Genomic DNA, 19789 nt, shown 5'->3' on the forward strand with positions numbered 1-19789 from the left:
GGAGAGGCCGGGAGGCCGCTCCTGAGCTTTTGATCGCGGACGCGCGGGCAGGGGGGATGTTCGCTTGACGCGCCCCCCCGCGACGTTCCACTTCTGGCTGTCCGTTTGCTTTATGGGTTCTGCCGTATGTCCACGCGTCTGGTGATCGACCACAGAAAAGGCGGTGCGCTGCTCCGCCATCCCGAGAAGGCGCATCGCCCGGACAATCCCATCGCCCGCAAGCCGGAGTGGATTCGCGTCAAGGCGCCGAACCACCCCGTCTATCACGAGACCCGTGCCCTGATGCGCGAGCAGAAGCTGGTGACGGTGTGCGAGGAAGCGGCCTGCCCGAATATCGGCGAATGCTGGTCGCAGCGCCACGCCACCATGATGATCATGGGCGAGATCTGCACCCGCGCCTGTTCCTTCTGCAATGTCACCACCGGCATGCCCAACCCGCTGGACGAGGGCGAGCCCGAGCGCGTGGGCGAGGCCGTGGCCAAGCTTGGCCTGCGCCATGTCGTCATCACCTCGGTCGATCGCGATGACCTGCCCGATGGCGGGGCCGCGCATTTCGCCCGCGTCATCGCCGCGGTGCGTGCGGCGTCGCCCAGCACCACGATCGAGATCCTGACCCCGGATTTCCTGCGCAAGCCTGCGTCGCTGGAAGTGGTCGTGGCGGCGCGCCCCGACGTGTTCAACCACAATCTGGAAACCGTGCCACGGCTGTACACCTCCATCCGCCCCGGCGCGCGCTATTATCAGTCCTTGCGGCTGCTGGATGACGTGAAGCGCCATGATCCGTCGATCTTCACCAAATCCGGCCTGATGGTCGGGCTGGGCGAGGAACGGCCCGAGATCCTGCAGGTGATGGATGACCTGCGGGTGGCGGATGTCGATTTCATCACGCTGGGCCAGTATCTGCAGCCGACGGTGAAGCATGCGCCGGTGAAGCATTTCGTCACTCCGGACGAATTCGCCGATTATGCCGCCATGGCGCGGGCCAAGGGCTTCCTGCAGGTCAGCGCCTCGCCGCTGACCCGTTCGTCCTACCATGCCGATTCCGACTTTGCCGAACTGCGCGCGGCGCGCGAGGCGAAGCTGGCGGCGGCGCGGAGCGGGGCGGAGCGCGCCTGATGCCGACGCATGCGGAACGCCGCCTGATTGCCTACGCGCCGGAGCAATTGTTCGACCTTGTGGCCGATGTCGGCAAATATCCGCAGTTCCTGCCCTGGTGCGCCGCAGCCCGCGTGCGCACCCGCACCGCGACCGAACTGGTGGCGGACCTGACGATCGGCTTCGGCCCGTTTCGTGAGACCTTTACCAGCCGGGTGGACCTGGAGCACCCGACACGCATTCGCGTCCGCTACGAAAAGGGGCCGTTTCGGTACCTGAACAATGTCTGGACCTTCATGCCGGATGCGCGGGGCTGCCAGGTCGATTTCTTCGTCGATTTCGAATTCCGCTCGCGCCTGCTCCAGGCCGCGATCGGGGTGGTGTTCAACGAGGCGGTCCGGCTGATGGTCTCCGCCTTCATCCGGCGCGCGCGCGATATCTATGGGGCCCCCGTCACCGACAAGACATTGGCGCAGCCCACAAATGCGCAGCCGGCCGGAACCGGAGGCGCCTGAGGAGCGTTGGCGTTCCGTCAGGCGAATGATGGCCCTGTGCCGTCATGACGCCGCGTGCCCGAATATGGGCGCGTTCCAGCCTTTGGAGGAACGATCGTGATGAAATTGTCTTTCGGTCCGATGATTGTCGCCACGGCCCTGGTCGCCGGCACACCGGCCCTCGCGGAACCCCATCACCATCATCATCACCATAAAGACCACCATCAGGAAGCGGCCATGGGCTCCCCGACGACCGAAGACCTGAATGCCAAGAGCCTTGCCAATGCCCGCGCCGACACCCCGCCGGCCCCTGAGGCGTCGGTTCCGCCGGGCAGCATGCCGGCCGCCCCCATGATGTCGCCCCCCATGATGTCGGCGCCCACCGCGACAGTCCCGTCCGGGACCGGCACCGTCGCGCCGCCGATGCCGCCGGTCCCCTCGATGCCGGAAAGCTCGCCCCAGTAAGCTCGATAATCCCGTTCATCCCGGGCAGCCCACAGGTGCATGGTTTCAGTCAGATGTGCATGTGGGCGTCCGTCAGATCGGCCAGCAGGTCCAGCGCCTGCGCGACCGCCTGACTGCGGACGGCTTCCCGGTCGCCTGCGAACTGACGCGATATCGTGCTGCCTTCGCCGTCGCGTCGTATGGCACCGAACCAGACCAGTCCGACCGGTTTTTCCGCCGAACCGCCGCCGGGACCGGCTATGCCGGTAATGGCGACCGCGAGGTCGGCGTCCGGCGCGTGGGCCAGCGCCCCCCGTGCCATGGAAGCCGCGACTTCGGCGCTGACCGCGCCATGATGGGCCAGCAGTGCGGGCGGAACGCCCAGCAGCGCGGTCTTCATCGCGTTCGAATAGGTGACGAACCCGCCCTCGACCATGTCGGATGATCCGGCATGGTGGGTCAGCGCGGCGGCGACCAGGCCGCCGGTGCAGCTTTCGGCGGTGACGGCGCGCAATCCCGCATCGCGCATCCGCCCCAGCACCTCGGCCGCGCGGGCCAATATCTGTTGGTTCAGCATGGACGTCATGGGTACCCCATTATGCGTTCAGGCCAGGAGGATCAGCATCCGCGCGCCGGCCAGGATGATCGCCGCGATCAGCCCTGCAACGATGTCGTCGCCCATGATGCCCACTGCGTCATGCCGCCGGTCGAACCAGCCGACGGGGCCGGGCTTGGTGATATCGAGCAGCCTGAACAGTGCGAACGCCAGCAGCAGCCACAGGATGCCGAGCCGATCGGGCCAGAGCGGGTCCACCTGCATGGGGCCGAACGCCAGGGGAAACATGGCGATCCACATGCCCGCGACCTCGTCGATCACGATCCACTGATGGTCCTCGCCGTCGCTGACCCGTGCCGTGGCCGCATATCCGACGGCACAGCACAGCAGGATCGCAACACCCAGAACGAGAGGGTGGGGCAGGAACAGCAGGCCGCAGACGAGAGCCGCCAGCGACCCGACGGTTCCGGGGGCAACGGGAGAAAAACCGCAGCCGACGAAACTGGCGACAAGGCGGGCAGGATTCATGGGGGCGCCTCCGATCGGGATTCGGAGGCCAGAGCCTGGTAAATGGCCAGGTTTTCCTCCACGCGCTGGATATAGCTTCGGGTTTCGGCAAACGGAATGCTCTCGATCCAGTCGAGCATCGCCGTGGGCGTGGGATCGGCATGCGCCGGATCGCCGACCGAGGCCAGCCATTCGTCGGCCCGGTGCGGCCCGGCATTGTAAGCCGCCAGCACATAGGGAATCGCCCCGTCGAACTTGCGCATCAGCCGTGACAGATAGGCCGTGCCGATTCGCATGTTCAGCGCCGGATCGGTCAGGCTGGCGCCGGTCAGCGTGCCGGTCGCAAGCCCGGCCCAGCGCGAGACGTCGCGCGCCGCCGCCGGCAGAAGCTGCATCAGGCCATAGGCGCCGGCCGGGCTGACAATGCCGGGATCGAAGCTGCTTTCCTGCCGGATCACGGCCATGACGAAGCCCGTGGGCAATCCCTGTTCGATGGCCGGGAACGGCCTGGGCCAGCCCAGCGGCAGCAGGGCGATACCATCGCGGCCCGCGCGGCGGGTGATCGCCACTGCCACGTCGGGCATGCCCAGCCGCACGGCGAGCATCGCGGCGAGGGCATGGCCGGCCGCCTTGTCCCAACGCGTATCCTGCAACAGCACGAAATCACGCGCATGGGGCAGATCGCCCCGGGCCGCCAGCAGGCGGGCCGCCTGGACCAGGTCGCTGGCTTCGAAGCGGCTCATGTCCTCGTTGCTCCAGACCGGCATGGGCACGCTGCCCAGCCGGGCGCGGACCAGCGCGCCGGACCGTTCGGGAAACAGCAGGGGGCTGGCCGCGTCTCCGTCCAGCCGCGACAGCGCCATCTGGCCGTAGAAGGTTCCGGGCATGGCGGCGGCCTGTTCCCATTCCCTGCGGGCGCCCGGATTGTCGCCGGCTTCCTCCAGCGCGCGGCCGGTCCAGTACAGGCCACGGCTGCGCGTGATCAGCGAGCGGGAGGCGCAGAGCGACCGGAAGCGATCGGCCGCCTGCCTGGGATCATGCAGGCGGCGCAGCAGGATCCAGCCGGCCAGGAAATCGGCATCATTGCGGGCGGCCGGGCTCATGTCGTCGGTCGGGACCGCCAGGGCGAGCGCCTCCTGGTCCCGGCCGGCCAGGAGCATGTCGTGGGCCAGCGTGTCCCGCTCGCTCCAGAAGGCGGGCAGAGGCAGGCGCCGTTCGGCCGCGAGGCCCGATCGCGGCCAGAGTGACGCGGCTTCGTCAACCTGTCCGGTCCGCCGCAGCCAGCGCAGCCGGTCCAGCACCAGCACCGGATCATCGGCCAGGGCGGGCGGAACCGTCGCCAGCGCGGACGCTTCGGCACCCGGTCCGGAATCCGGCCGCGCCGTCCGCAGGGCCAGCCGGGCGAGTGCCAGGGCCCGGCGCGGGGACGGCAACCGCCCGGCCTGCCTGCGGGCGGCGTCCGTATGGCCGTCCAGTTCCTGGCGGTTGAACCGCCGCCACTGGTCGTCTGCCGTCAGGGCGGCACCGAAGACCGCGAGGAAGGGTTCTTCATCGGCGGCGCGGTCTATCCCCGCGACCCAGGCCTGCCGGGCACGGTCCGCCAGGCCGGGCGGCGGAGCGGGCAGGCGGGCACAGGCCAACAGGGCGGGGGCGGACGTCAGCGAAAGCGTGGTGCAGGCCCGGGCCAGCCCGCTGTCATTCGCCGGTGCCTGGACCATCAGCGCCTGGACGCGCGCCAGCATGACCGGACGGCGCGGCCAGGACGGCTGCCGGTCGAGGAAGGCCAGATATTCGTCGATACTGCCGCCTTCGGGGGAAAGCAGCCGCAGATAGGTCTCGACCCGCGCCGCCACATCTCCCGAGGCCGCAGACAATGTCGGCGCGGCGGCGATGTCGCTGGCGATATCGCGGGCGGCAGCGGGGAACGCCAGGCCCACAAGGGCTACCAACGCCGCCATTCCCACCGTGCGTCCCCTGGGGCGCGACGGGCGACGCGGGGCAGTCGAAAGGGCGAATGGCGGCATGGCGGGCCTCATGTCAGCAGGCGCGACGGGCGGGGTGCGCCATCATGACACGACATGCCAGATTTCGCCGCCGCCCTTGACGATCAGCTCGATCGCCACGGCCAGCACGATCAGCAGCCCGACCCAGGCGATCCACCGGAAGCGTTCCAGCAGCCGCGCGATCAGCGAGGCCGCGACGGCCATCATCAGCACCGAAACCGCCAGCCCGGTGATCAACACCCAGATATGCTTGCCCGCTGCCCCGGCCACGGCCAGCACGTTATCCAGGCTCATCGACAGGTCGGCCACGATGATGCGGATGATGGCGGTGCGCAATGCGCCGGGCGGAGCGGTGTCGGATGGCGCGGGTGCCTCCTGGTGGCACAGTTCGCGGAACATGCGCCAGCAGACCCACAGCAGGAGGATACCGCCGGCCAGGGTCAGGCCGATGATGGCCAGCAACTGCACGGCGACGATCGCCAGGCCGACGCGAATCAGCGCCGCCGCCGCGACGCCGGCCAGGATGGCCCGCCCCCGCAGGGGATGGGGCAGGCCGCGCACGGCCAGGCCGATCACGACGGCATTGTCGCCGGCCAGAGTCAGATCGATCAGAATGACCTGCAGAAGCGAGGCCAGGGCGGATAGGGTGAGGATGGTCGCGCTCCCGATGGAAATGTCCGTCGGCCCGTCTCGTCGGCCGATGCCGCGCGATGTTGATCATTCCCGCCGCAACCGGGCAAGAGGCACCCCGCTTTCGAAGGAAGACGCGGCGCGGGAAATCGGCTAAAGGGGCAGCCCCGTCCCCGGAGCAGATCGTCCTTGACCCGGGATTGCCGCATGACGTGAACGATGCTGCCGAACAGCGTCTGGTCGAAGAGAGAAAGCCGAGCACGATGGTCCCGCGTTATACCCGTCCCGCCATGGCCGCCATTTGGGCCCCCGAGAACCGGTATCGGATCTGGTTCGAAATCGAGGCTTTGGCATGCGAAGCCATGGCGCAGTACGGCGGCGTGCCGGCCGAGGCCGCGCGCGTGGTGCGCGAGAAGGGCGATGCCGCGATGGCCGCGTTCTCGCAGGCCGACCTGGACCGTATCGACGAGATCGAGGCCGAAACGCGCCACGACGTCATCGCCTTCCTGACCTGGCTGGCCGAAAAGATCGGCCCGGAAAGCCGCTTCGTGCATCTGGGCATGACCTCGTCGGACGTGCTGGATACCTGCCTGTCGGTGCAACTGGTCCAGGCGACCGACATGCTGCTGGCGGATCTGGACGCCGTGCTGGAGGCGCTGAAGCGCCGGGCGTTCGAGCATAAATACACGCTGACCATCGGGCGCAGCCACGCGATCCATGCCGAGCCGACCTCGTTCGGCCTGAAGCTGGCGGGCCATTACGCCGAATTCGCCCGCAATCGCGAACGGCTGGTGCGTGCCCGCGCCGAAATCGCCACCTGCGCCATTTCGGGTGCCGTGGGCACCTATGCGCATGTCGATCCGCGCGTCGAGACCTTCGTGGCCGAGAAGCTGGGACTGGAGCCCGAAGGCGTTTCGACCCAGGTGATCCCCCGCGACCGCCATGCCGCCTATTTCTGCACGCTCGCGGTCATTGCCAGCGGCATCGAGCGCCTGGCGATCGAAGTGCGTCACCTGCAGCGCTCCGAAGTGCGCGAGGCCGAGGAGTTCTTCCATCCGGGCCAGAAGGGCTCGTCGGCGATGCCGCACAAGCGCAACCCGGTGCTGTCGGAAAACCTGACCGGCCTGGCGCGGCTGGTGCGCGCCCATGTGATCCCGGCACTGGAGAATGTGGCGCTTTGGCACGAGCGCGACATCAGCCATTCGTCGGTCGAGCGGAATATCTGCCCCGACGGCACGATCGGGCTGGATTTCGCGCTGGCCCGTCTGGCCGGCATGATGGACAAGCTGGTGGTCTATCCGGACCGCATGCTGGCCAACCTGGAGAGCCTGGGCGGGGTCGTGCATTCCGGCGAGGTTCTGCTGGCTCTGGCACGCGCCGGCATCCTGCGCGAGGACGCGTACCGGATCGTCCAGCGCAACGCCATGGCGACCTGGACCCGGCTGGGCGAGCCGGATGGCCGCACCTTCCGCGAGAATCTGGACGCCGACCCCGAGGTGGCGGGCCGCGTGCCGGCCGAGGTGCTGGATGCGGCGATGAACAGCGATGCCCATCTGGGCGCGCTGGATCACAGCTTTACCCGCGTCTTCGGCGAAGCCGGCCCGGCGCGCGGCTGAGGTTCGGGAGGAGGCAGAGACCCGAATGTGTACGATCGTCCTGTCCTTTTCCCCCGGTTCCGCCTGGCCTCTGCTGTTCGGCGCCAACCGTGACGAACGGCTGGACCGCTCGTGGGACGCACCCGGCCGCCATTGGCCGGATCGCCCCGCGGTGGTCGGGGGGCGGGACAGGCTGGCCGGCGGGTCGTGGCTGGCCCTGAATGATTCGGGCGTCGTTGCCGGCGTGATGAATCGCGTGGGCAGCCTGGGGCCGGCGCCGGGCAAGCGTTCGCGCGGCGAACTGCCCCTGCTTGCGCTGGAACACGCCACGGCCGCCGAGGCCGCGCGGGCGATCGGCAATCTGGATGCCGGCGCGTGGCGGTCGTTCAACATGGTGGTTGCCGATCGCAACGATGCCTATTTCATCTCCGGCCTAGGCTATGCCACGCCGGAAGTCAGGGCGCTGGAACCGGGCACCCACATGGCCGCCACGACCGAGCCCGACGACATGTCCATTCCCCGGATCGGACGGCACCTGCCGCGCTTCCGCGAGGCCGGGCGCCCGGTGCCACCGGACTGGACCAGTTGGACGCGCCTGATGTCCGACCGTTCGCTGCCCGCCGGCAGCGAACTGAACATTCCGCCGCGCGCGGGATTCGGCACATGCAGCTCATCGCTCATCGGCCTGCCGGCCGATCCGGCCGGTGCGCCGTCCTGGTATTTCGCCGCCGGCGCGCCGGATCGTGTGGGCTATGCGGCGGTGGATCTGCCAGCCGCCTGAGCGACCGGCGACGCCGTCATGGCGCGCCATCAAGGGAATGGTATCTTCCGCGATCAATCATTGCTATGAGGCAGTCGCATTCCAGGGGCCCTGACCGGGCCCCATATCGGACGGCATGCAGGACATGCCTCCATCAGCCGCATGAAGGACGAGTATGGCCCGCCGTCGTCAGCTCTACGAAGGAAAAGCCAAGATCCTCTTCGAGGGTCCGGAACCCGGGACGCTGGTCCAGTATTTCAAGGACGACGCCACGGCCGGAAACGGGGCGAAGAAGGGGATCATCACCGGCAAAGGCGTGCTGAACAACCGCATCAGCGAACATCTGATGCTGCGTCTGCACGATATCGGCATCCCGACCCATTTTATCCGCCGCCTGAACATGCGCGAGCAGCTGATCCGCGAGGTCGAGATCATCCCGCTGGAAGTCGTGGTGCGCAATGTCGCCGCCGGCAGCCTGGCGAAGCGGTTGGGCATTCCGGAGGGCACGCGCCTGCCGCGCACGATCATCGAATATTACTACAAGAACGACAGCCTGAACGACCCGATGGTCAGCGAGGAGCATATCACGGCCTTCGACTGGGCCTGCACCCATGATCTGGACGACATGGTTGCGCTGACCATGCGCACGAACGATTTCCTGACCGGACTGTTCGTCGGCATCGGCATCACGCTGGTCGATTTCAAGCTGGAGTTCGGCCGGCTGTGGGAAGGCGACGAGATGCGCATCGTCCTGGCGGACGAGATCTCGCCCGACAATTGCCGCCTGTGGGACGCAAAGACCAGCGAGAAGCTGGACAAGGACCGCTTCCGGCGCGACCTGGGCCGTGTCGAGGAAGCATATCAGGAAGTGGCCTGGCGGCTCGGCATCCTGCCCGAGGCCACGAATTCCGACATGAAGGGGCCGGAGGTGATGCAATGAAAGTACGCGTGACGGTCATGCTGAAGGACGGCGTGCTGGACCCGCAGGGCAAGGCCGTGGGCCATGCGCTGCATGTGCTGGGCTTCGGCGGCGTGGGCGAGGTGCGGATCGGCCGCGTGATCGAGCTGGAGCTGGACGAGACCGATCCCGCCGCCGCGCGCGAGAAGGCCGATGCCATGGCGCGCGGCCTGCTGGCCAACTTGGTGATCGAGGATTTCGTGACCGAGGTGGTGGCATGAGCGCGCGTCGTTCCATCCTGCTGGTTGCCGCCCTGGCGGCCGGCCTGCCGGCCTCGGCCATGGCCCAGCGGGTCTCGACCCTGCAAGGCGGGCGGTTCCTGGAACTGTGCAGCCGGGCCCCCAGCGTTGCGATCTGCGACGCCTACCTGTCCGGCCTGGCCGATTCCGTCGCCCTGACGCATGTCTATGACCGCAACGAGGGCGACAAGGCCGCGCCGACGGGCTTCTGCGTCAAGTCCGGCGTGACCAGCGCCGAGATGCGCGGGCATGTCGTGTCGTGGCTGCGCGCCCATACCGACCAGTTGTCCAAGCCGGTCGGCGAACTGGCCTTTACCGCCCTGCATGAGTCCTATCCCTGCGGTGGCGGCAAATGAAGGCCGGAATCGTCGTCTTTCCGGGCACGAACCGGGAACGTGACATGGCGATCGCGCTGCGGGTCGTGACCGGGCGCGAGCCGGTGATGATCTGGCATGGCGAGACCGATCTGCCGGATCTGGACCTGGTCGTGCTGCCCGGCGGGTTCAGCTACGGCGATTACCTGCGCTGTGGCGCCATGGCGGCCCATGCCCCGATCATGCCCGCGATCCGCCGCTTCGCCGAAGCCGGCGGCCATATCCTGGGTGTGTGCAACGGTTTCCAGATCCTGACGGAAGCCGGTCTGCTGCCGGGGGCGCTGCTGCGCAACGGCGCGCTGCGCTTCCTGTCGCAGGATTGCCATCTGCGGGTCGAACGCGACGATACGCCCTTTACCCGCCGCTGGAAGGCGGGCGACGTGTTCCGTGCCCCGATGGCGCATGGCGACGGCAACTATATCGCCGACGACGCCACGATCCGCGAGCTGGAAGATAGCGGGCGCATCGCGTTCCGCTATTCGCGGCCCGACGGGCGTGTCGATGAAGGCGATCGGCAGACCAATCCCAATGGCAGCGTCAGGGCGATTGCCGGCGTGCTCAGCGCCAATCTGCGGATCTGCGGCATGATGCCGCACCCCGAAGACCTGGTGGACCCGCTGATGGGCGGCGAAGATGGAAAGCCCCTGTTCGAAGGGCTGGTGGAGGCTCTGGTCCGATGAGCAGCGCAACGGGGCAGAAGCCCGTGACCGAAGATCTGGCACGGGAATTCGGGCTGACGGCCGAAGAATACGGCAATGTGCTCTCGATCATGGGGCGCACGCCCAGCCTGACCGAGCTGGGCATCTTTTCCGTCATGTGGTCGGAACATTGCTCCTATAAATCCTCGCGCGTGTGGCTGCGCACGTTGCCGACCACGGCGCCGTGGGTCATCCACGGCCCTGGCGAAAACGCGGGCGTGGTCGATATCGGGCAGGGGCTGGCCGCCATCTTCAAGATGGAAAGCCATAACCACCCGTCCTTCATCGAACCCTATCAGGGTGCCGCGACCGGTGTGGGCGGCATCCTGCGTGACGTGTTCACCATGGGCGCGCGGCCGGTCGCCAACCTCAACGCGCTGCGGTTCGGCAGCCCGGAGAGCCCGCAGACCCGCCGCATCGTCGATGGCGTGGTGCGTGGCATCGGCGGTTACGGCAATTGCGTCGGCGTGCCGACCGTGGGCGGCGAAATCAATTTCCATCCGGCCTATGACGGCAACCCGCTGGTCAATGCCATGACGGTGGGCATTGCCCGCCAGGATCGCATCTTCCTGTCCGCCGCGGCGGGGATCGGCAATCCGGTGGTCTATGTCGGCTCCAAGACCGGGCGCGACGGCATCCACGGCGCGACCATGTCGTCCTCCGAATTCGACGAGGACGCGCTGGCCAAGCGCCCGACCGTGCAGGTCGGCGACCCGTTCGTCGAAAAGCTGCTGATCGAGGCCTGCCTGGAGCTGATGGCCACCGACGCCATCGTGGCGATCCAGGACATGGGCGCGGCCGGCCTGACCTCATCGTCGGTCGAGATGGCGGGCAAGGGTGGGGTCGGTATCGACCTCGACCTCGATGCCGTGCCGCAGCGCGAGCGCGGCATGACCGCCTATGAGATGATGCTCTCCGAAAGCCAGGAGCGCATGCTGATCGTCATTCATCCGGACCGGACGGAGGTCGCCCGCGCGATCTTCGAGAAATGGGAACTGGATTTCGCGATCATCGGCCACCTGACCGATACCGGCCATATCGTCGTGCGCCACCAGGGGCGCGTCGAGGCCGATATTCCGCTGGACCCGCTGGCCGACCAGGCGCCGCTCTATCGTCGCCCGACCGCGCCGTCGCCCGAGCCGGCACCGCTGGGCCCGATCACCGACCCGGTCGGGATCGAGCAGGCGCTGATCCGTCTGATCGGCTGCCCGGACCTGGCATCGCGTGCCTGGGTATGGAACCAGTATGACAGCACCGTGGGCGGCCAGACCGTCAAGCGGCCAGGTGCGGCCGACGCCGCGATCGTCAAGGTCGAGGGCACGTCGCTGGGCCTGGCGCTGACCACGGACTGCACGCCTCGCTATTGCCGGGCCGATGCCCGCCAGGGCGGTGCGCAGGCGGTGGCCGAAGCGTGGCGCAACATCGTCGCGACGGGTGCCCGTCCGCTGGCGGTGACCGACAACCTGAATTTCGGCTCGCCGGAAAAGCCCGAGGTGATGGGGCAGTTCGTCGCCGCCATCGAGGGCATGGGCGAGGCCTGCCGCGCCCTGGACTTCCCGGTCGTCAGCGGCAACGTCTCGCTCTACAACGAGACCCGCGGGCCGGACGGATCGTCGGTTTCGATCCTGCCGACGCCGGCCATCGGTGGCCTGGGCGTGCTGGACGACGTCAACCGCGCCATCGGCCTGGCCATGCCGGACGAGGGTACGCTGGTCCTGGTCGGTGCTACCCATGGCGAACTCGGCCAGTCGCTGTGGCTGCGCGAGATCCATGGGCGCGAAGACGGCGCCCCGCCCGCGGTCGACCTGGCGGCGGAGCGCCGGAACGGCGATTTCGTCCGCCAGCAGATCGAAAGCGGCCATGTCCTGGCATGCCACGACGTGTCCGATGGCGGGATTCTGGTCGCGCTGGCCGAGATGGCGATGGCGGGCGAGGCCGGGTGCATCCTGTACGCCCCGCAATCGGGCATGCGGCCCGAGGCGTTCTGGTTCGGCGAAGACCAGTCACGATATGTTGTGGCGGTGCGCGACGCCGAGGCCTTTACCCTCGCGGCGACGGCTGCCGGGGTGGAAACGCGGGTCCTCGGCCAGGTGGGGGGCGACGGTTTGACTTTGCCCAGCGGCGCCACAATATCGAAGGCGCGGCTGAAAGCGGTCAATTCGGCGTTTTTCCCCGCCCTGATGGACGATTGAGCGACAGCGTCGCGAAGGAGGAACGCCGATGGCGATGACGGCACAGGAGATCGAAACCTATATCCGCACCGCCCTGCCGGATGCCGCGATCAGTATCGAGGATCTGGCGGGCGACGGCGATCATTATGCTTGCACCGTCGTCAGCGAGGCCTTTCGGGGATTGTCGCGCGTCCGCCAGCATCAGATCGTCTATGCGGCGCTTCAGGGACATATGGGCGGCAAGCTGCATGCCCTGGCCCTGCAGACCACCGCCCCGGACTGAATAAACGCCCCCATTATGCGGCCGCCCCCGGCCGCCTCTGCACAGGACTGAACAAATGGCTGAAACCATCGCGCAGCGCATCCAGAACGACATCGATACCAACCCGGTCATGCTGTACATGAAAGGGACCGCCCTGTTCCCGCAATGCGGGTTCTCGGCCCGCGTGGTGCAGATCCTGAATCACACCGGCGTGCCGTTCCAGACCGCGAACGTGCTGGAGGACCCGGAACTGCGCCAGGGGATCAAGGATTTCACGAACTGGCCGACCGTGCCGCAGCTCTATGTGAAGGGCGAGTTCATCGGCGGCTGCGATATCGTGACCGAAATGTTCCAGACCGGCGAACTGGAAAAGCTGTTCGAGGAAAAGGGGATCGTGTCGGCCTCGGCCTGAGCCCTCTCACCATATGATCTGAAGAACGGGCCGGTCGCATGACTGGCCCGTTTTTTATATTGGGGCCGTGCCCTTTCTCTTGTCGTGCGCCCCGCCTTTCGTTTAGCTTTGCTTATCGGGTTGGTGTGAGGTGATGGATGTTCCAGTCAGTATTCAGGAAGACCGCGTTCTGCGCACTTGGAGCCGGGATGTTCCTGCTGGCCGCCACTCCCCACAGCGCACAGGCGCATGTGGTGACGAATGACGAAGCCGGGCGACTGACCCTGGATGCATTGACTGCCGTTCCCATGCCGGTCCGGCACGTTGCCTATCATCGTGACACGCGCGCCATGCATGTGGCGTCGATCAGCGACCTCCATTCGGCCCATGCGACCGTCCGCTCGCGCGGGCTGGTCCATAATGTCGTCTATCACCCCCATGCCGTGGCATCGGCCCGGCATACCGCCCACAAGGGGCGCCACCGCACCTGATCCGTACCACGCCCGACCGGCACCGACGCCCTCGGAACCTATGCTTCCGGCCTGAAGGCGTCGGCGATGTGGTGTACGGACCCATCAGCGGTGACGAGCAGAACATCGAAGCGCATTTGTCCGCACACCCAGTCGGGATGTGCGGCGCACAGCGCCGTCGCCGCATTCGCCAGACGACGCATCTGGTGACGGGTCAGGGATTCCGCTGCCTCGACATAGGAGGGGCGGCATTTGACCTCGCAGAATGCCAGCAGGTCGTCGCGCCGCGCGACAAGGTCGATCTCGCCCCAACGCGTGCGGGCCCGATGGCCCAGGATCGTCCATCCACCCTGTTTCAGCCATGCCATGGCCGCCTGTTCGGCATGCAGCCCACGGGCGTGAGAAGCCGCCCCCCGCACCTGCCGCCGGGCGCGCAATCCGGCCGAGAGTTGATCCTTGTCCCATTCCGGCTGCACCATCGACCGTCCTGACCTTTCTCTCCGCATCGGTTCGAACAGTGCCCCGCTGCGCCCGCTTCGACAATGCCGCCGCCCATCATCCTGGATCGAGCTGACGCATGCTGATCGTGTACTGGCAAACCATGCTTCTGCTGGTGTTTCTGCTCCGTATTGCGGTTGCAGCCTTGGTGACGGGGCATGTGCTGCTGAACAAGAAGGACGTCGGCGCCGCGATCGGCTGGATCGGCATCACCATCCTGATGCCGTTCACCGGCGGGACGCTTTACGCGATGTTCGGCATCAACCGGGTGCATCGCCGGGCACGCAAGCTGATCGGGCGGGCCTCCTGGCACAGCCGCACGCTCTCTTCACGCTGGAAGCGCGCCGAAGAGGGCAGCTTTGCTCCGCTGGCGCATATGGTCGGCAAGCTGACCGGCCGCCCGTTGATGGGCGGCAATCATGTCGAGATGCTGCATAACGGCGACGAGGTCTATCCGCAGATGCTGGCGGCGATCGAGGGTGCCACCAGCAGCGTGCTGCTCTGCTCCTATATCTTTCGCAGCGACGCGGCGGGCCAGCGGTTTTTGGCCGCACTGATCGGTGCCCATCGTCGCGGCATTGCGGTGCGGGTGCTGGTCGACGGGATCGGCAGCGGCTATTTCCGCTGCCAGGTCGCATCCGCCCTGCGCCGGGCCGGGGTGCCGGTGGCCCGTTTCATGCACTCGATGCTGCCCTGGCGCATGCCTTTCATCAACATGCGCAACCACAAGAAGATCCTGGTGGTGGACGGCCATCTGGGCTTCATGGGCGGGCTGAATATCGGGGTGGAGAACCTGATGGCAACCCACCCCCGCCATCCGGTGGCGGACACGCATTTCCGGCTGGAAGGCCCGATCGTCCATCAATTGACCGAAGCCTTCGCCCAGGACTGGTCCTTTGCCTGGGGCGAAGACCTGCCGCCGGCCTCGATCTTTCCCGAGATGACGCCAAAGGGCGAGACGCTGGCGCGGATCGTGACGGCGGGGCCGGATTCCGATCTGGAAAAGATCGAGTATACCATGCTCCAGGCCGTGACCCTGGCCCGGCAGTCGGTACGGCTGATGACGCCCTATTTCCTGCCCAGCGACCGCTTCCTGAGCGAACTGGCATTGGCGGCCCTGCGCGGGATCGAGGTCGATATCGTGGTGCCGCGACACAGTAATCACACGCTGATCGACTGGGCCCGTTCGGCCAACCTGCCGCGCTTTCTCGATTCCGGCTGTCGCGTCTGGCAGGCACGGCCGCCCTTCAACCATTCCAAGCTGATGGTGGTGGACCGGCACTGGACCTGCGTCGGCAGTTCCAACCTGGACGTACGCAGCCTGCGCCTGAATTTCGAAATCAATCTGGAAGCCTATGACGATACGCTGGCGGCGCGGATCGACGATTTTATCGCCACCCACCGGCAGGACCGCCTGACCCATTACGATCTGGACCGCAGGTCGCTGCCGATCCGCCTGCGGGATTCGGCGGCGCGGCTGTTCCTGCCTTACCTGTAGCCCGATCGCTCCAGCCGCACCGCGATCGGCCGGTGGTCCGACGCGTAATGGTTCAGCACCCGTGCCTGGGTGCAGATCAGGCCCCGCACCAGACATCGGTCGATCCGGATCGGCACCATGTCGACCATCCGGTGGGTTGGCGCGCGCGGTCCCACGTCGCGGAAACTCGGCATCAGGGTCGGGCCAACCAGGTTGAAATCGCCCAGCACGGCGGCATGGGACGGCAGGATCTGGACCAGCCGGCGCAACTGGCGGCGATTCATGATCTGGCCGTGCGACAGATGGACATTCGCCACAGAGAAACCGAAGGCCGCGCATTCGATCACCTGTGCGACCCGGCGCACCAGCGGGCCGGAGGGCAGGGTGCAGGCCAGCGGGGGGCGCCGGAACGGGCCGGGGCTCCAGCAGGCGACGCCGTGAACGCGGCCGGGCAGGGGCGCGCGGGCGTAATAGCCGCCGATCAGATGGGGCAGGGCATCGAAATCCTCGGTCGTTTCCTGCATCAGCAGCAGGTCCGGCCGTTCCTCCTCGATCAGGTGGATGACGTCGCGCGGCGTGGCGCCGACGCGATGCAGCAGGTTCCAGCTGACGATCTTGCGTTCCGCCCCGATGACGGGCGCCGGCAGATGGGCCGGGCGCGGGCGCTGCCCCGGGCGCGGAGGCAGCAGCGGGGAAGGGTGGGTGATGGTCATGATTCGATGAAAGTCTCCTCTATCCGGGCGGTTTTCCCCGTCCGGCCCGGCACGTTGGCAGCGAATTCGGCCGTCAGCGTGTAGCCCACGCCCAGTAGCACCGGGCCGAGGAAGATCCCCAGTGCGCCGAAGGTCCACACCCCGCCCAATACGCCCAGGACCGTCAGCAGATAAGGCAGTTGCGCGCCGCGCGAGATGAACATCGGCCGGATGACATGATCGGCCCCCGAGATGATGAAGGTCCCGAATGCCACCAGGCAGATCCCGCGCCAGAGATGATGCGTCAGCATCAGGGCCAGCGCACCTGGAATCCAGATCAGCGGCGCCCCGATCGGCAGCACCGCGACTCCGGCGGTAATCATGCCGAACAGCACCGGTTGCGGCAGGCCGGTCATGGCGAAACCCAGCCCTGTCAGCACGCCCTGGATGATCGCGGTGCCCAGGATACCATAGACCGTCCCGCGGATGGTCCGGCCGATGATGCCGATGATCCGGTCGGCATAGGCGCCGGCGATGCGCCGGATGACGGCTGCGAAGGTCGCGCCCAGCGCATCGCCGCCCAGCCAGAAGAAGAAGGCGATGAACAGCGCCATGCCCAGATGGACCAGCCCGCTGGCAACCAGCATCAGGCCGCTCAGCATCGATTGCGCGATATTGCCGGCATAGGGCAGCAGCATGTGTTCGGCATGGCCCAGGTCGGTGGCCCATTGGGTCCATTTGTTCGCCAGGTCGGGGCCGACAAGGGGAATGCGCGACAGCCATGTGGGCGCGGGCAGGTGGAACGACGTCAGCGAGGCCGTCAGCCGCTCGAACGTGCCCGGCAGGTCCGCGATGCTGGAACTGACCACGATCACCAGCGGCACGGCGACGACCAGCGTCGTCAGCACCGTCATGATCACCGCACCCGCGACTGGCCCCATATTCCGGCGGATGCGGACATAGATCGGCCAGGTGGCGAAGGTCAGGATCGCCGCCCAGAGCAGGGCCGACATGAAGGGATAGAGGATGGCGCCGCACCCGAAGGCGACGCCGCCCAGCAACAACCCCATCATGATGCGCTCGGTCATTGATTCCCGCCATGGCTTGCGACGCCGGAGCGCATCCGGCACCGCCTGATGATGTGGCACCGCATCGGGATGGTAAAGGGCTGCGCGGCAGCGATGGTTGATCGGAAGCGAAGCACTCCGCTAAGGACGATCTGTGCTTCGGATACCCCGCCGCTTCGTCTGGGCCCGGAACAGCACCGAACCGTGATGGGGCCCCTATTGATGCATGCGTCCATTCATCCCCTGATCTCGCCCGCCCGGCTGCTCGAGATCTTCTCCGCACCGGACCTCGTCCTGCTCGACGCCACGATGGCCCTGCCGGGTGAGACGTTCGATCCGGCGCGGCGTTTCGTCGAAGCCCGGCTGCCGGGGGCCCGCCGTTTCGATATCGAGCAGTTTTCCGACCCCGAAACCGTCCTGCCGCACATGATCCCGACCCAGGCGCGCTTCGCGGCGCTGGCGGGCGCGCTGGGCCTGTCCGACGCGGCGCATGTGGTCTTCTACGACCAGGGCAATGCGGCATCGGCGGCGCGGGGCTGGTGGCTGGCCGGGCTGTTCGGGCTGGAGCGCGTCCAGGTGCTGGATGGCGGCCTGCCGGCATGGCAGCGCGCCGGTGGCGCGGTCGAGAGCGGCCCGCCGCCGGCCGTGGCGGCGGCCACTTTCCGCCCGGCGCCCCGCTTTGTGCGGGTCGCCGGGCTGGGTGACATGCGTGACCATGTGAGGCGCGGGGACCGGCTGATTCTCGATGCCCGCGCCCACGGGCGCTTCACGGGTGAGGTGGCCGAACCCCGTCCGGGTCTGGCGTCCGGCCATATGCCCGGTGCGCACAACCTGCCGTTCGGCAGGCTGCTGGACGATAACCGTGCCTTCCTGCCGCCCGAGATCCTGCATGCGCGTTTTGCCGAGGCGGGCGTGACCGAAGACCGGCGCGTCATCACCACCTGCGGGTCCGGCGTGACGGCGGCGGTACTGTCGCTGGGGCTGGCGATCTGCGGCCGCGCGGGCGATGCGCTGTATGACGGCTCCTGGGCCGAATGGGGATCGACGCCCGGCGCGCCGGTGGAAACCGGGCCGGGTCGGGGTGCCGTTTCGTGACCGATCGCGCAACCCTGCATCAGGCCGTGTCGCGCGGCTGGCGCGAGATGGGAACCCTGCTGGTCCATCTGGCCCGCGACCTGCCGCCCGATGCGCGCGGCACCCTGGTCAACCAGCCGCCGACGCGCGGTTCGACCGTGCTGTTTCCGACCGTTGCGGACATGAACCGCAACGGCGCCAGGCGCTATGATCACGAACTGATCTATGGCGCCATGGGGACGCCGATCCAGCACGAACTCGAAGCCGCGATCGCCGCCATAGAGGGCGCGCGCCATGCCCAGATCGTGTCCTCGGGCCTGGCTGCCTGTACCACGCCGCTGCTGGCTTTCCTGGGCAAGAACGGCCATTGCCTGATTCCGGACTCGGTCTATGGCCCTACAAGGCGCTTCGCCAATACGATACTGCGCCGCTTCGGGGTCGAGACCACCTATTATCCGCCGTTGACCGATGCCGAAGGGTTGCGGGCGATGATGCGGCCCAACACCCAGGTCGTGGTCGCCGAAAGCCCCGGCAGCCATACGTTCGAGGTCCAGGATATCCGCATGATCGCCGACATCGCGCATGAGCACGGCGCGCGGCTGATGCTGGACAATACCTGGGGTGTCGGCATCTTCCGTCCGTTCGACCATGGGGTCGATATTTCGGTGCAGGCACTGACCAAATATCCCGCAGGCCATTCCGACAGCATCATCGGCGCGGTGTCGGTTGCGGACGAGCAGGACTGGCATGTGCTGCGCGATACCTGCATCCAGCTCGGCCAGGTGGCCGGCCCGGACGATTGCTGGCTGACCCTGCGTGGCCTGCGCACGATGGGGGCGCGGCTGGAGCGGCAGTCGCGCAGCGCGATCGACGTGGCGCTGTGGCTGGCGGCTCGGCCGGAAGTCGCGCATGTGCTGCATCCGGCCCTGCCGTCCTGCCCCGGACACGAAATATGGCGGCGCGATTTCAGTGGTGCTTCCGCCCTGTTCGGGGTGGTGTTCCGGCCGGACTACAGCCTGGAGGCGATGGTTGCCATGATCGACTCCCTGACCCTGTTCGGCATCGGAGCCTCATGGGGCGGATATGAAAGCCTGGTCCTGCCCACGACCGGCGGCATCGTCCGCACCTGCGCGGCGGACGCGCCGGATTGCGGCCCCGCCTGCCGCCTGCATATCGGCCTGGAGAATCCCGAGGATCTGATTGCCGACCTGTCGGCGGGGCTCGAAGTACTGACAGGCGCTGCATCCTACAGCGACTGACCACGCCGGCCCCGTTTCCGTTCTGTCCCTGCGATGATACGCAGGCATGACGGGCGGGTGCTTCAACCCGGCAGG

At 67.3% G+C, this 19789-nt stretch carries 23 protein-coding genes; 16 read left to right on the forward strand and 7 right to left on the reverse strand.

Annotation, left to right across the window (positions count from 1 at the left end; genetic code table 11):
* Positions 1 to 126 precede the first annotated feature (126 nt).
* From lipA to HLH36_RS09915, 3 genes are all read left to right on the forward strand, one after another.
* The gene (gene lipA, locus HLH36_RS09905; RefSeq protein WP_182986217.1) at positions 127 to 1116 is read left to right on the forward strand and encodes a lipoyl synthase; all 990 of its coding nucleotides are present in this window, start codon (positions 127 to 129) and stop codon (positions 1114 to 1116) included.
* Complete coding sequence (locus HLH36_RS09910) at positions 1116 to 1610, forward strand: type II toxin-antitoxin system RatA family toxin (RefSeq protein ID WP_182978532.1); 495 nt, start codon at positions 1116 to 1118, stop codon at positions 1608 to 1610. The genes lipA and HLH36_RS09910 overlap by 1 nt, the downstream gene beginning before the upstream one ends.
* 99 nt (positions 1611 to 1709) lie before the next feature.
* Complete coding sequence (locus HLH36_RS09915) at positions 1710 to 2054, forward strand: hypothetical protein (RefSeq protein WP_182986275.1); 345 nt, start codon at positions 1710 to 1712, stop codon at positions 2052 to 2054.
* A 49-nt stretch (positions 2055 to 2103) separates the two neighbouring features.
* Here the strand turns inward: HLH36_RS09915 and HLH36_RS09920 are convergent, their stop codons facing one another.
* From HLH36_RS09920 to HLH36_RS09935, 4 genes are read right to left on the reverse strand one after another with little or no spacing between them, the layout of a single operon-like run.
* On the reverse strand, positions 2104 to 2610 hold the full coding sequence (locus HLH36_RS09920; RefSeq protein ID WP_182986218.1) for a CinA family protein: 507 nt from the start codon (positions 2608 to 2610) through the stop codon (positions 2104 to 2106).
* Between the two features lie 27 nt (positions 2611 to 2637).
* Positions 2638 to 3117 carry a phosphatidylglycerophosphatase A family protein gene (locus HLH36_RS09925; RefSeq protein ID WP_182986219.1) on the reverse strand — a complete coding sequence of 160 codons (480 nt, stop codon included), beginning with the start codon at positions 3115 to 3117 and terminating at the stop codon, positions 2638 to 2640.
* Positions 3114 to 5120, reverse strand: a complete 2007-nt coding sequence (locus tag HLH36_RS09930) for a lytic transglycosylase domain-containing protein (RefSeq protein WP_246376664.1) — start codon at positions 5118 to 5120, stop codon at positions 3114 to 3116. The genes HLH36_RS09925 and HLH36_RS09930 overlap by 4 nt, the downstream gene beginning before the upstream one ends.
* Positions 5121 to 5162: 42 nt before the next feature.
* The gene (locus HLH36_RS09935) at positions 5163 to 5753 is read right to left on the reverse strand and encodes a YjbE family putative metal transport protein (protein WP_182986277.1); all 591 of its coding nucleotides are present in this window, start codon (positions 5751 to 5753) and stop codon (positions 5163 to 5165) included.
* Between the two features lie 239 nt (positions 5754 to 5992).
* Here HLH36_RS09935 and purB point away from each other — a divergent pair, with 239 nt between their 5' ends.
* The 10 genes from purB to HLH36_RS09985 all read left to right on the forward strand — a co-directional run bounded on the left by purB (position 5993) and on the right by HLH36_RS09985 (position 13668).
* Positions 5993 to 7345, forward strand: a complete 1353-nt coding sequence (gene purB, locus HLH36_RS09940) for an adenylosuccinate lyase (protein ID WP_182986278.1) — start codon at positions 5993 to 5995, stop codon at positions 7343 to 7345.
* A 25-nt stretch (positions 7346 to 7370) separates the two neighbouring features.
* Positions 7371 to 8105, forward strand: coding sequence for an NRDE family protein (locus HLH36_RS09945; protein ID WP_182986220.1), 735 nt, complete (start codon positions 7371 to 7373; stop codon positions 8103 to 8105).
* 154 nt (positions 8106 to 8259) lie between these two features.
* Positions 8260 to 9024, forward strand: coding sequence for a phosphoribosylaminoimidazolesuccinocarboxamide synthase (gene purC, locus HLH36_RS09950; RefSeq protein WP_182964489.1), 765 nt, complete (start codon positions 8260 to 8262; stop codon positions 9022 to 9024).
* Positions 9021 to 9263: a phosphoribosylformylglycinamidine synthase subunit PurS gene (purS, locus tag HLH36_RS09955; protein WP_114728364.1), complete on the forward strand. Its 243-nt coding sequence runs from the start codon at positions 9021 to 9023 to the stop codon at positions 9261 to 9263. Before purC ends, purS begins: the two co-directional genes overlap by 4 nt.
* On the forward strand, positions 9260 to 9637 hold the full coding sequence (locus HLH36_RS09960; RefSeq protein ID WP_182964488.1) for a Rap1a/Tai family immunity protein: 378 nt from the start codon (positions 9260 to 9262) through the stop codon (positions 9635 to 9637). Before purS ends, HLH36_RS09960 begins: the two co-directional genes overlap by 4 nt.
* A complete protein-coding gene (gene purQ / locus HLH36_RS09965) occupies positions 9634 to 10335 on the forward strand; it encodes a phosphoribosylformylglycinamidine synthase subunit PurQ (protein WP_182986221.1) in 702 nt (233 codons plus the stop codon). The genes HLH36_RS09960 and purQ overlap by 4 nt, the downstream gene beginning before the upstream one ends.
* On the forward strand, positions 10332 to 12545 hold the full coding sequence (gene purL / locus HLH36_RS09970; RefSeq protein WP_182986222.1) for a phosphoribosylformylglycinamidine synthase subunit PurL: 2214 nt from the start codon (positions 10332 to 10334) through the stop codon (positions 12543 to 12545). The genes purQ and purL overlap by 4 nt, the downstream gene beginning before the upstream one ends.
* Before the next feature lie 28 nt (positions 12546 to 12573).
* On the forward strand, positions 12574 to 12807 hold the full coding sequence (locus HLH36_RS09975) for a BolA family protein (RefSeq protein ID WP_182964485.1): 234 nt from the start codon (positions 12574 to 12576) through the stop codon (positions 12805 to 12807).
* Positions 12808 to 12862: 55 nt separating this feature from the next.
* On the forward strand, positions 12863 to 13198 hold the full coding sequence (gene grxD / locus HLH36_RS09980) for a Grx4 family monothiol glutaredoxin (protein ID WP_182986223.1): 336 nt from the start codon (positions 12863 to 12865) through the stop codon (positions 13196 to 13198).
* 137 nt (positions 13199 to 13335) lie between these two features.
* Entirely contained in the window at positions 13336 to 13668 is a 333-nt protein-coding gene (locus tag HLH36_RS09985) for a hypothetical protein (RefSeq protein ID WP_182986224.1), read from the forward strand.
* Between the two features lie 38 nt (positions 13669 to 13706).
* Here HLH36_RS09985 and HLH36_RS09990 read toward each other — a convergent pair whose 3' ends face one another.
* Complete coding sequence (locus tag HLH36_RS09990; RefSeq protein ID WP_246376666.1) at positions 13707 to 14126, reverse strand: YraN family protein; 420 nt, start codon at positions 14124 to 14126, stop codon at positions 13707 to 13709.
* Between the two features lie 98 nt (positions 14127 to 14224).
* Between HLH36_RS09990 and cls the strand changes: the two genes are divergently transcribed.
* Entirely contained in the window at positions 14225 to 15643 is a 1419-nt protein-coding gene (cls, locus tag HLH36_RS09995) for a cardiolipin synthase (RefSeq protein WP_182986225.1), read from the forward strand.
* On the opposite strand, the gene HLH36_RS10000 is transcribed toward cls, so the two are convergent.
* Together HLH36_RS10000 and HLH36_RS10005 are read right to left on the reverse strand one after the other, a co-directional pair.
* A complete protein-coding gene (locus tag HLH36_RS10000) occupies positions 15634 to 16335 on the reverse strand; it encodes an endonuclease/exonuclease/phosphatase family protein (protein WP_182986226.1) in 702 nt (233 codons plus the stop codon). The genes cls and HLH36_RS10000 overlap by 10 nt on opposite strands.
* Positions 16332 to 17402 carry an AI-2E family transporter gene (locus tag HLH36_RS10005; protein WP_182986227.1) on the reverse strand — a complete coding sequence of 357 codons (1071 nt, stop codon included), beginning with the start codon at positions 17400 to 17402 and terminating at the stop codon, positions 16332 to 16334. The genes HLH36_RS10000 and HLH36_RS10005 overlap by 4 nt, the downstream gene beginning before the upstream one ends.
* A 201-nt stretch (positions 17403 to 17603) precedes the next feature.
* Here HLH36_RS10005 and HLH36_RS10010 point away from each other — a divergent pair, with 201 nt between their 5' ends.
* Both HLH36_RS10010 and metC read left to right on the forward strand, forming a co-directional pair.
* The gene (locus HLH36_RS10010) at positions 17604 to 18476 is read left to right on the forward strand and encodes a sulfurtransferase (RefSeq protein ID WP_182986228.1); all 873 of its coding nucleotides are present in this window, start codon (positions 17604 to 17606) and stop codon (positions 18474 to 18476) included.
* Between the two features lie 47 nt (positions 18477 to 18523).
* Entirely contained in the window at positions 18524 to 19714 is a 1191-nt protein-coding gene (gene metC / locus HLH36_RS10015; protein WP_246376688.1) for a cystathionine beta-lyase, read from the forward strand.
* Positions 19715 to 19789: the final 75 nt, after the last annotated feature.

The sequence above is a fragment of the Gluconacetobacter aggeris genome, from assembly GCF_014174395.1.
Taxonomy (GTDB): domain Bacteria; phylum Pseudomonadota; class Alphaproteobacteria; order Acetobacterales; family Acetobacteraceae; genus Gluconacetobacter; species Gluconacetobacter aggeris.

Excerpts from the sequence above, each read along its gene's own strand:
- HLH36_RS09925 (WP_182986219.1), bottom strand. The coding sequence starts at position 3,117 with ATGAATCCTGCCCGCCTTGTCGCCAGTTTCGTCGGCTGCGGTTTTTCT.
- HLH36_RS10005 (WP_182986227.1), bottom strand. The coding sequence starts at position 17,402 with ATGACCGAGCGCATCATGATGGGGTTGTTGCTGGGCGGCGTCGCCTTC.
- HLH36_RS09910 (WP_182978532.1), top strand. The coding sequence starts at position 1,116 with ATGCCGACGCATGCGGAACGCCGCCTGATTGCCTACGCGCCGGAGCAA.
- HLH36_RS09960 (WP_182964488.1), top strand. The coding sequence starts at position 9,260 with ATGAGCGCGCGTCGTTCCATCCTGCTGGTTGCCGCCCTGGCGGCCGGC.
- HLH36_RS10010 (WP_182986228.1), top strand. The coding sequence starts at position 17,604 with ATGCATGCGTCCATTCATCCCCTGATCTCGCCCGCCCGGCTGCTCGAG.
- HLH36_RS09985 (WP_182986224.1), top strand. The coding sequence starts at position 13,336 with ATGTTCCAGTCAGTATTCAGGAAGACCGCGTTCTGCGCACTTGGAGCC.
- purQ (WP_182986221.1), top strand. The coding sequence starts at position 9,634 with ATGAAGGCCGGAATCGTCGTCTTTCCGGGCACGAACCGGGAACGTGAC.
- purB (WP_182986278.1), top strand. The coding sequence starts at position 5,993 with ATGGTCCCGCGTTATACCCGTCCCGCCATGGCCGCCATTTGGGCCCCC.
- HLH36_RS09945 (WP_182986220.1), top strand. The coding sequence starts at position 7,371 with ATGTGTACGATCGTCCTGTCCTTTTCCCCCGGTTCCGCCTGGCCTCTG.
- cls (WP_182986225.1), top strand. The coding sequence starts at position 14,225 with ATGCTGATCGTGTACTGGCAAACCATGCTTCTGCTGGTGTTTCTGCTC.
- purS (WP_114728364.1), top strand. The coding sequence starts at position 9,021 with ATGAAAGTACGCGTGACGGTCATGCTGAAGGACGGCGTGCTGGACCCG.
- metC (WP_246376688.1), top strand. The coding sequence starts at position 18,524 with ATGGGAACCCTGCTGGTCCATCTGGCCCGCGACCTGCCGCCCGATGCG.
- purC (WP_182964489.1), top strand. The coding sequence starts at position 8,260 with ATGGCCCGCCGTCGTCAGCTCTACGAAGGAAAAGCCAAGATCCTCTTC.
- HLH36_RS10000 (WP_182986226.1), bottom strand. The coding sequence starts at position 16,335 with ATGACCATCACCCACCCTTCCCCGCTGCTGCCTCCGCGCCCGGGGCAG.
- HLH36_RS09990 (WP_246376666.1), bottom strand. The coding sequence starts at position 14,126 with ATGGTGCAGCCGGAATGGGACAAGGATCAACTCTCGGCCGGATTGCGC.
- HLH36_RS09920 (WP_182986218.1), bottom strand. The coding sequence starts at position 2,610 with ATGCTGAACCAACAGATATTGGCCCGCGCGGCCGAGGTGCTGGGGCGG.
- lipA (WP_182986217.1), top strand. The coding sequence starts at position 127 with ATGTCCACGCGTCTGGTGATCGACCACAGAAAAGGCGGTGCGCTGCTC.
- HLH36_RS09975 (WP_182964485.1), top strand. The coding sequence starts at position 12,574 with ATGGCGATGACGGCACAGGAGATCGAAACCTATATCCGCACCGCCCTG.
- HLH36_RS09915 (WP_182986275.1), top strand. The coding sequence starts at position 1,710 with ATGAAATTGTCTTTCGGTCCGATGATTGTCGCCACGGCCCTGGTCGCC.
- purL (WP_182986222.1), top strand. The coding sequence starts at position 10,332 with ATGAGCAGCGCAACGGGGCAGAAGCCCGTGACCGAAGATCTGGCACGG.
- grxD (WP_182986223.1), top strand. The coding sequence starts at position 12,863 with ATGGCTGAAACCATCGCGCAGCGCATCCAGAACGACATCGATACCAAC.
- HLH36_RS09930 (WP_246376664.1), bottom strand. The coding sequence starts at position 5,120 with ATGCCGCCATTCGCCCTTTCGACTGCCCCGCGTCGCCCGTCGCGCCCC.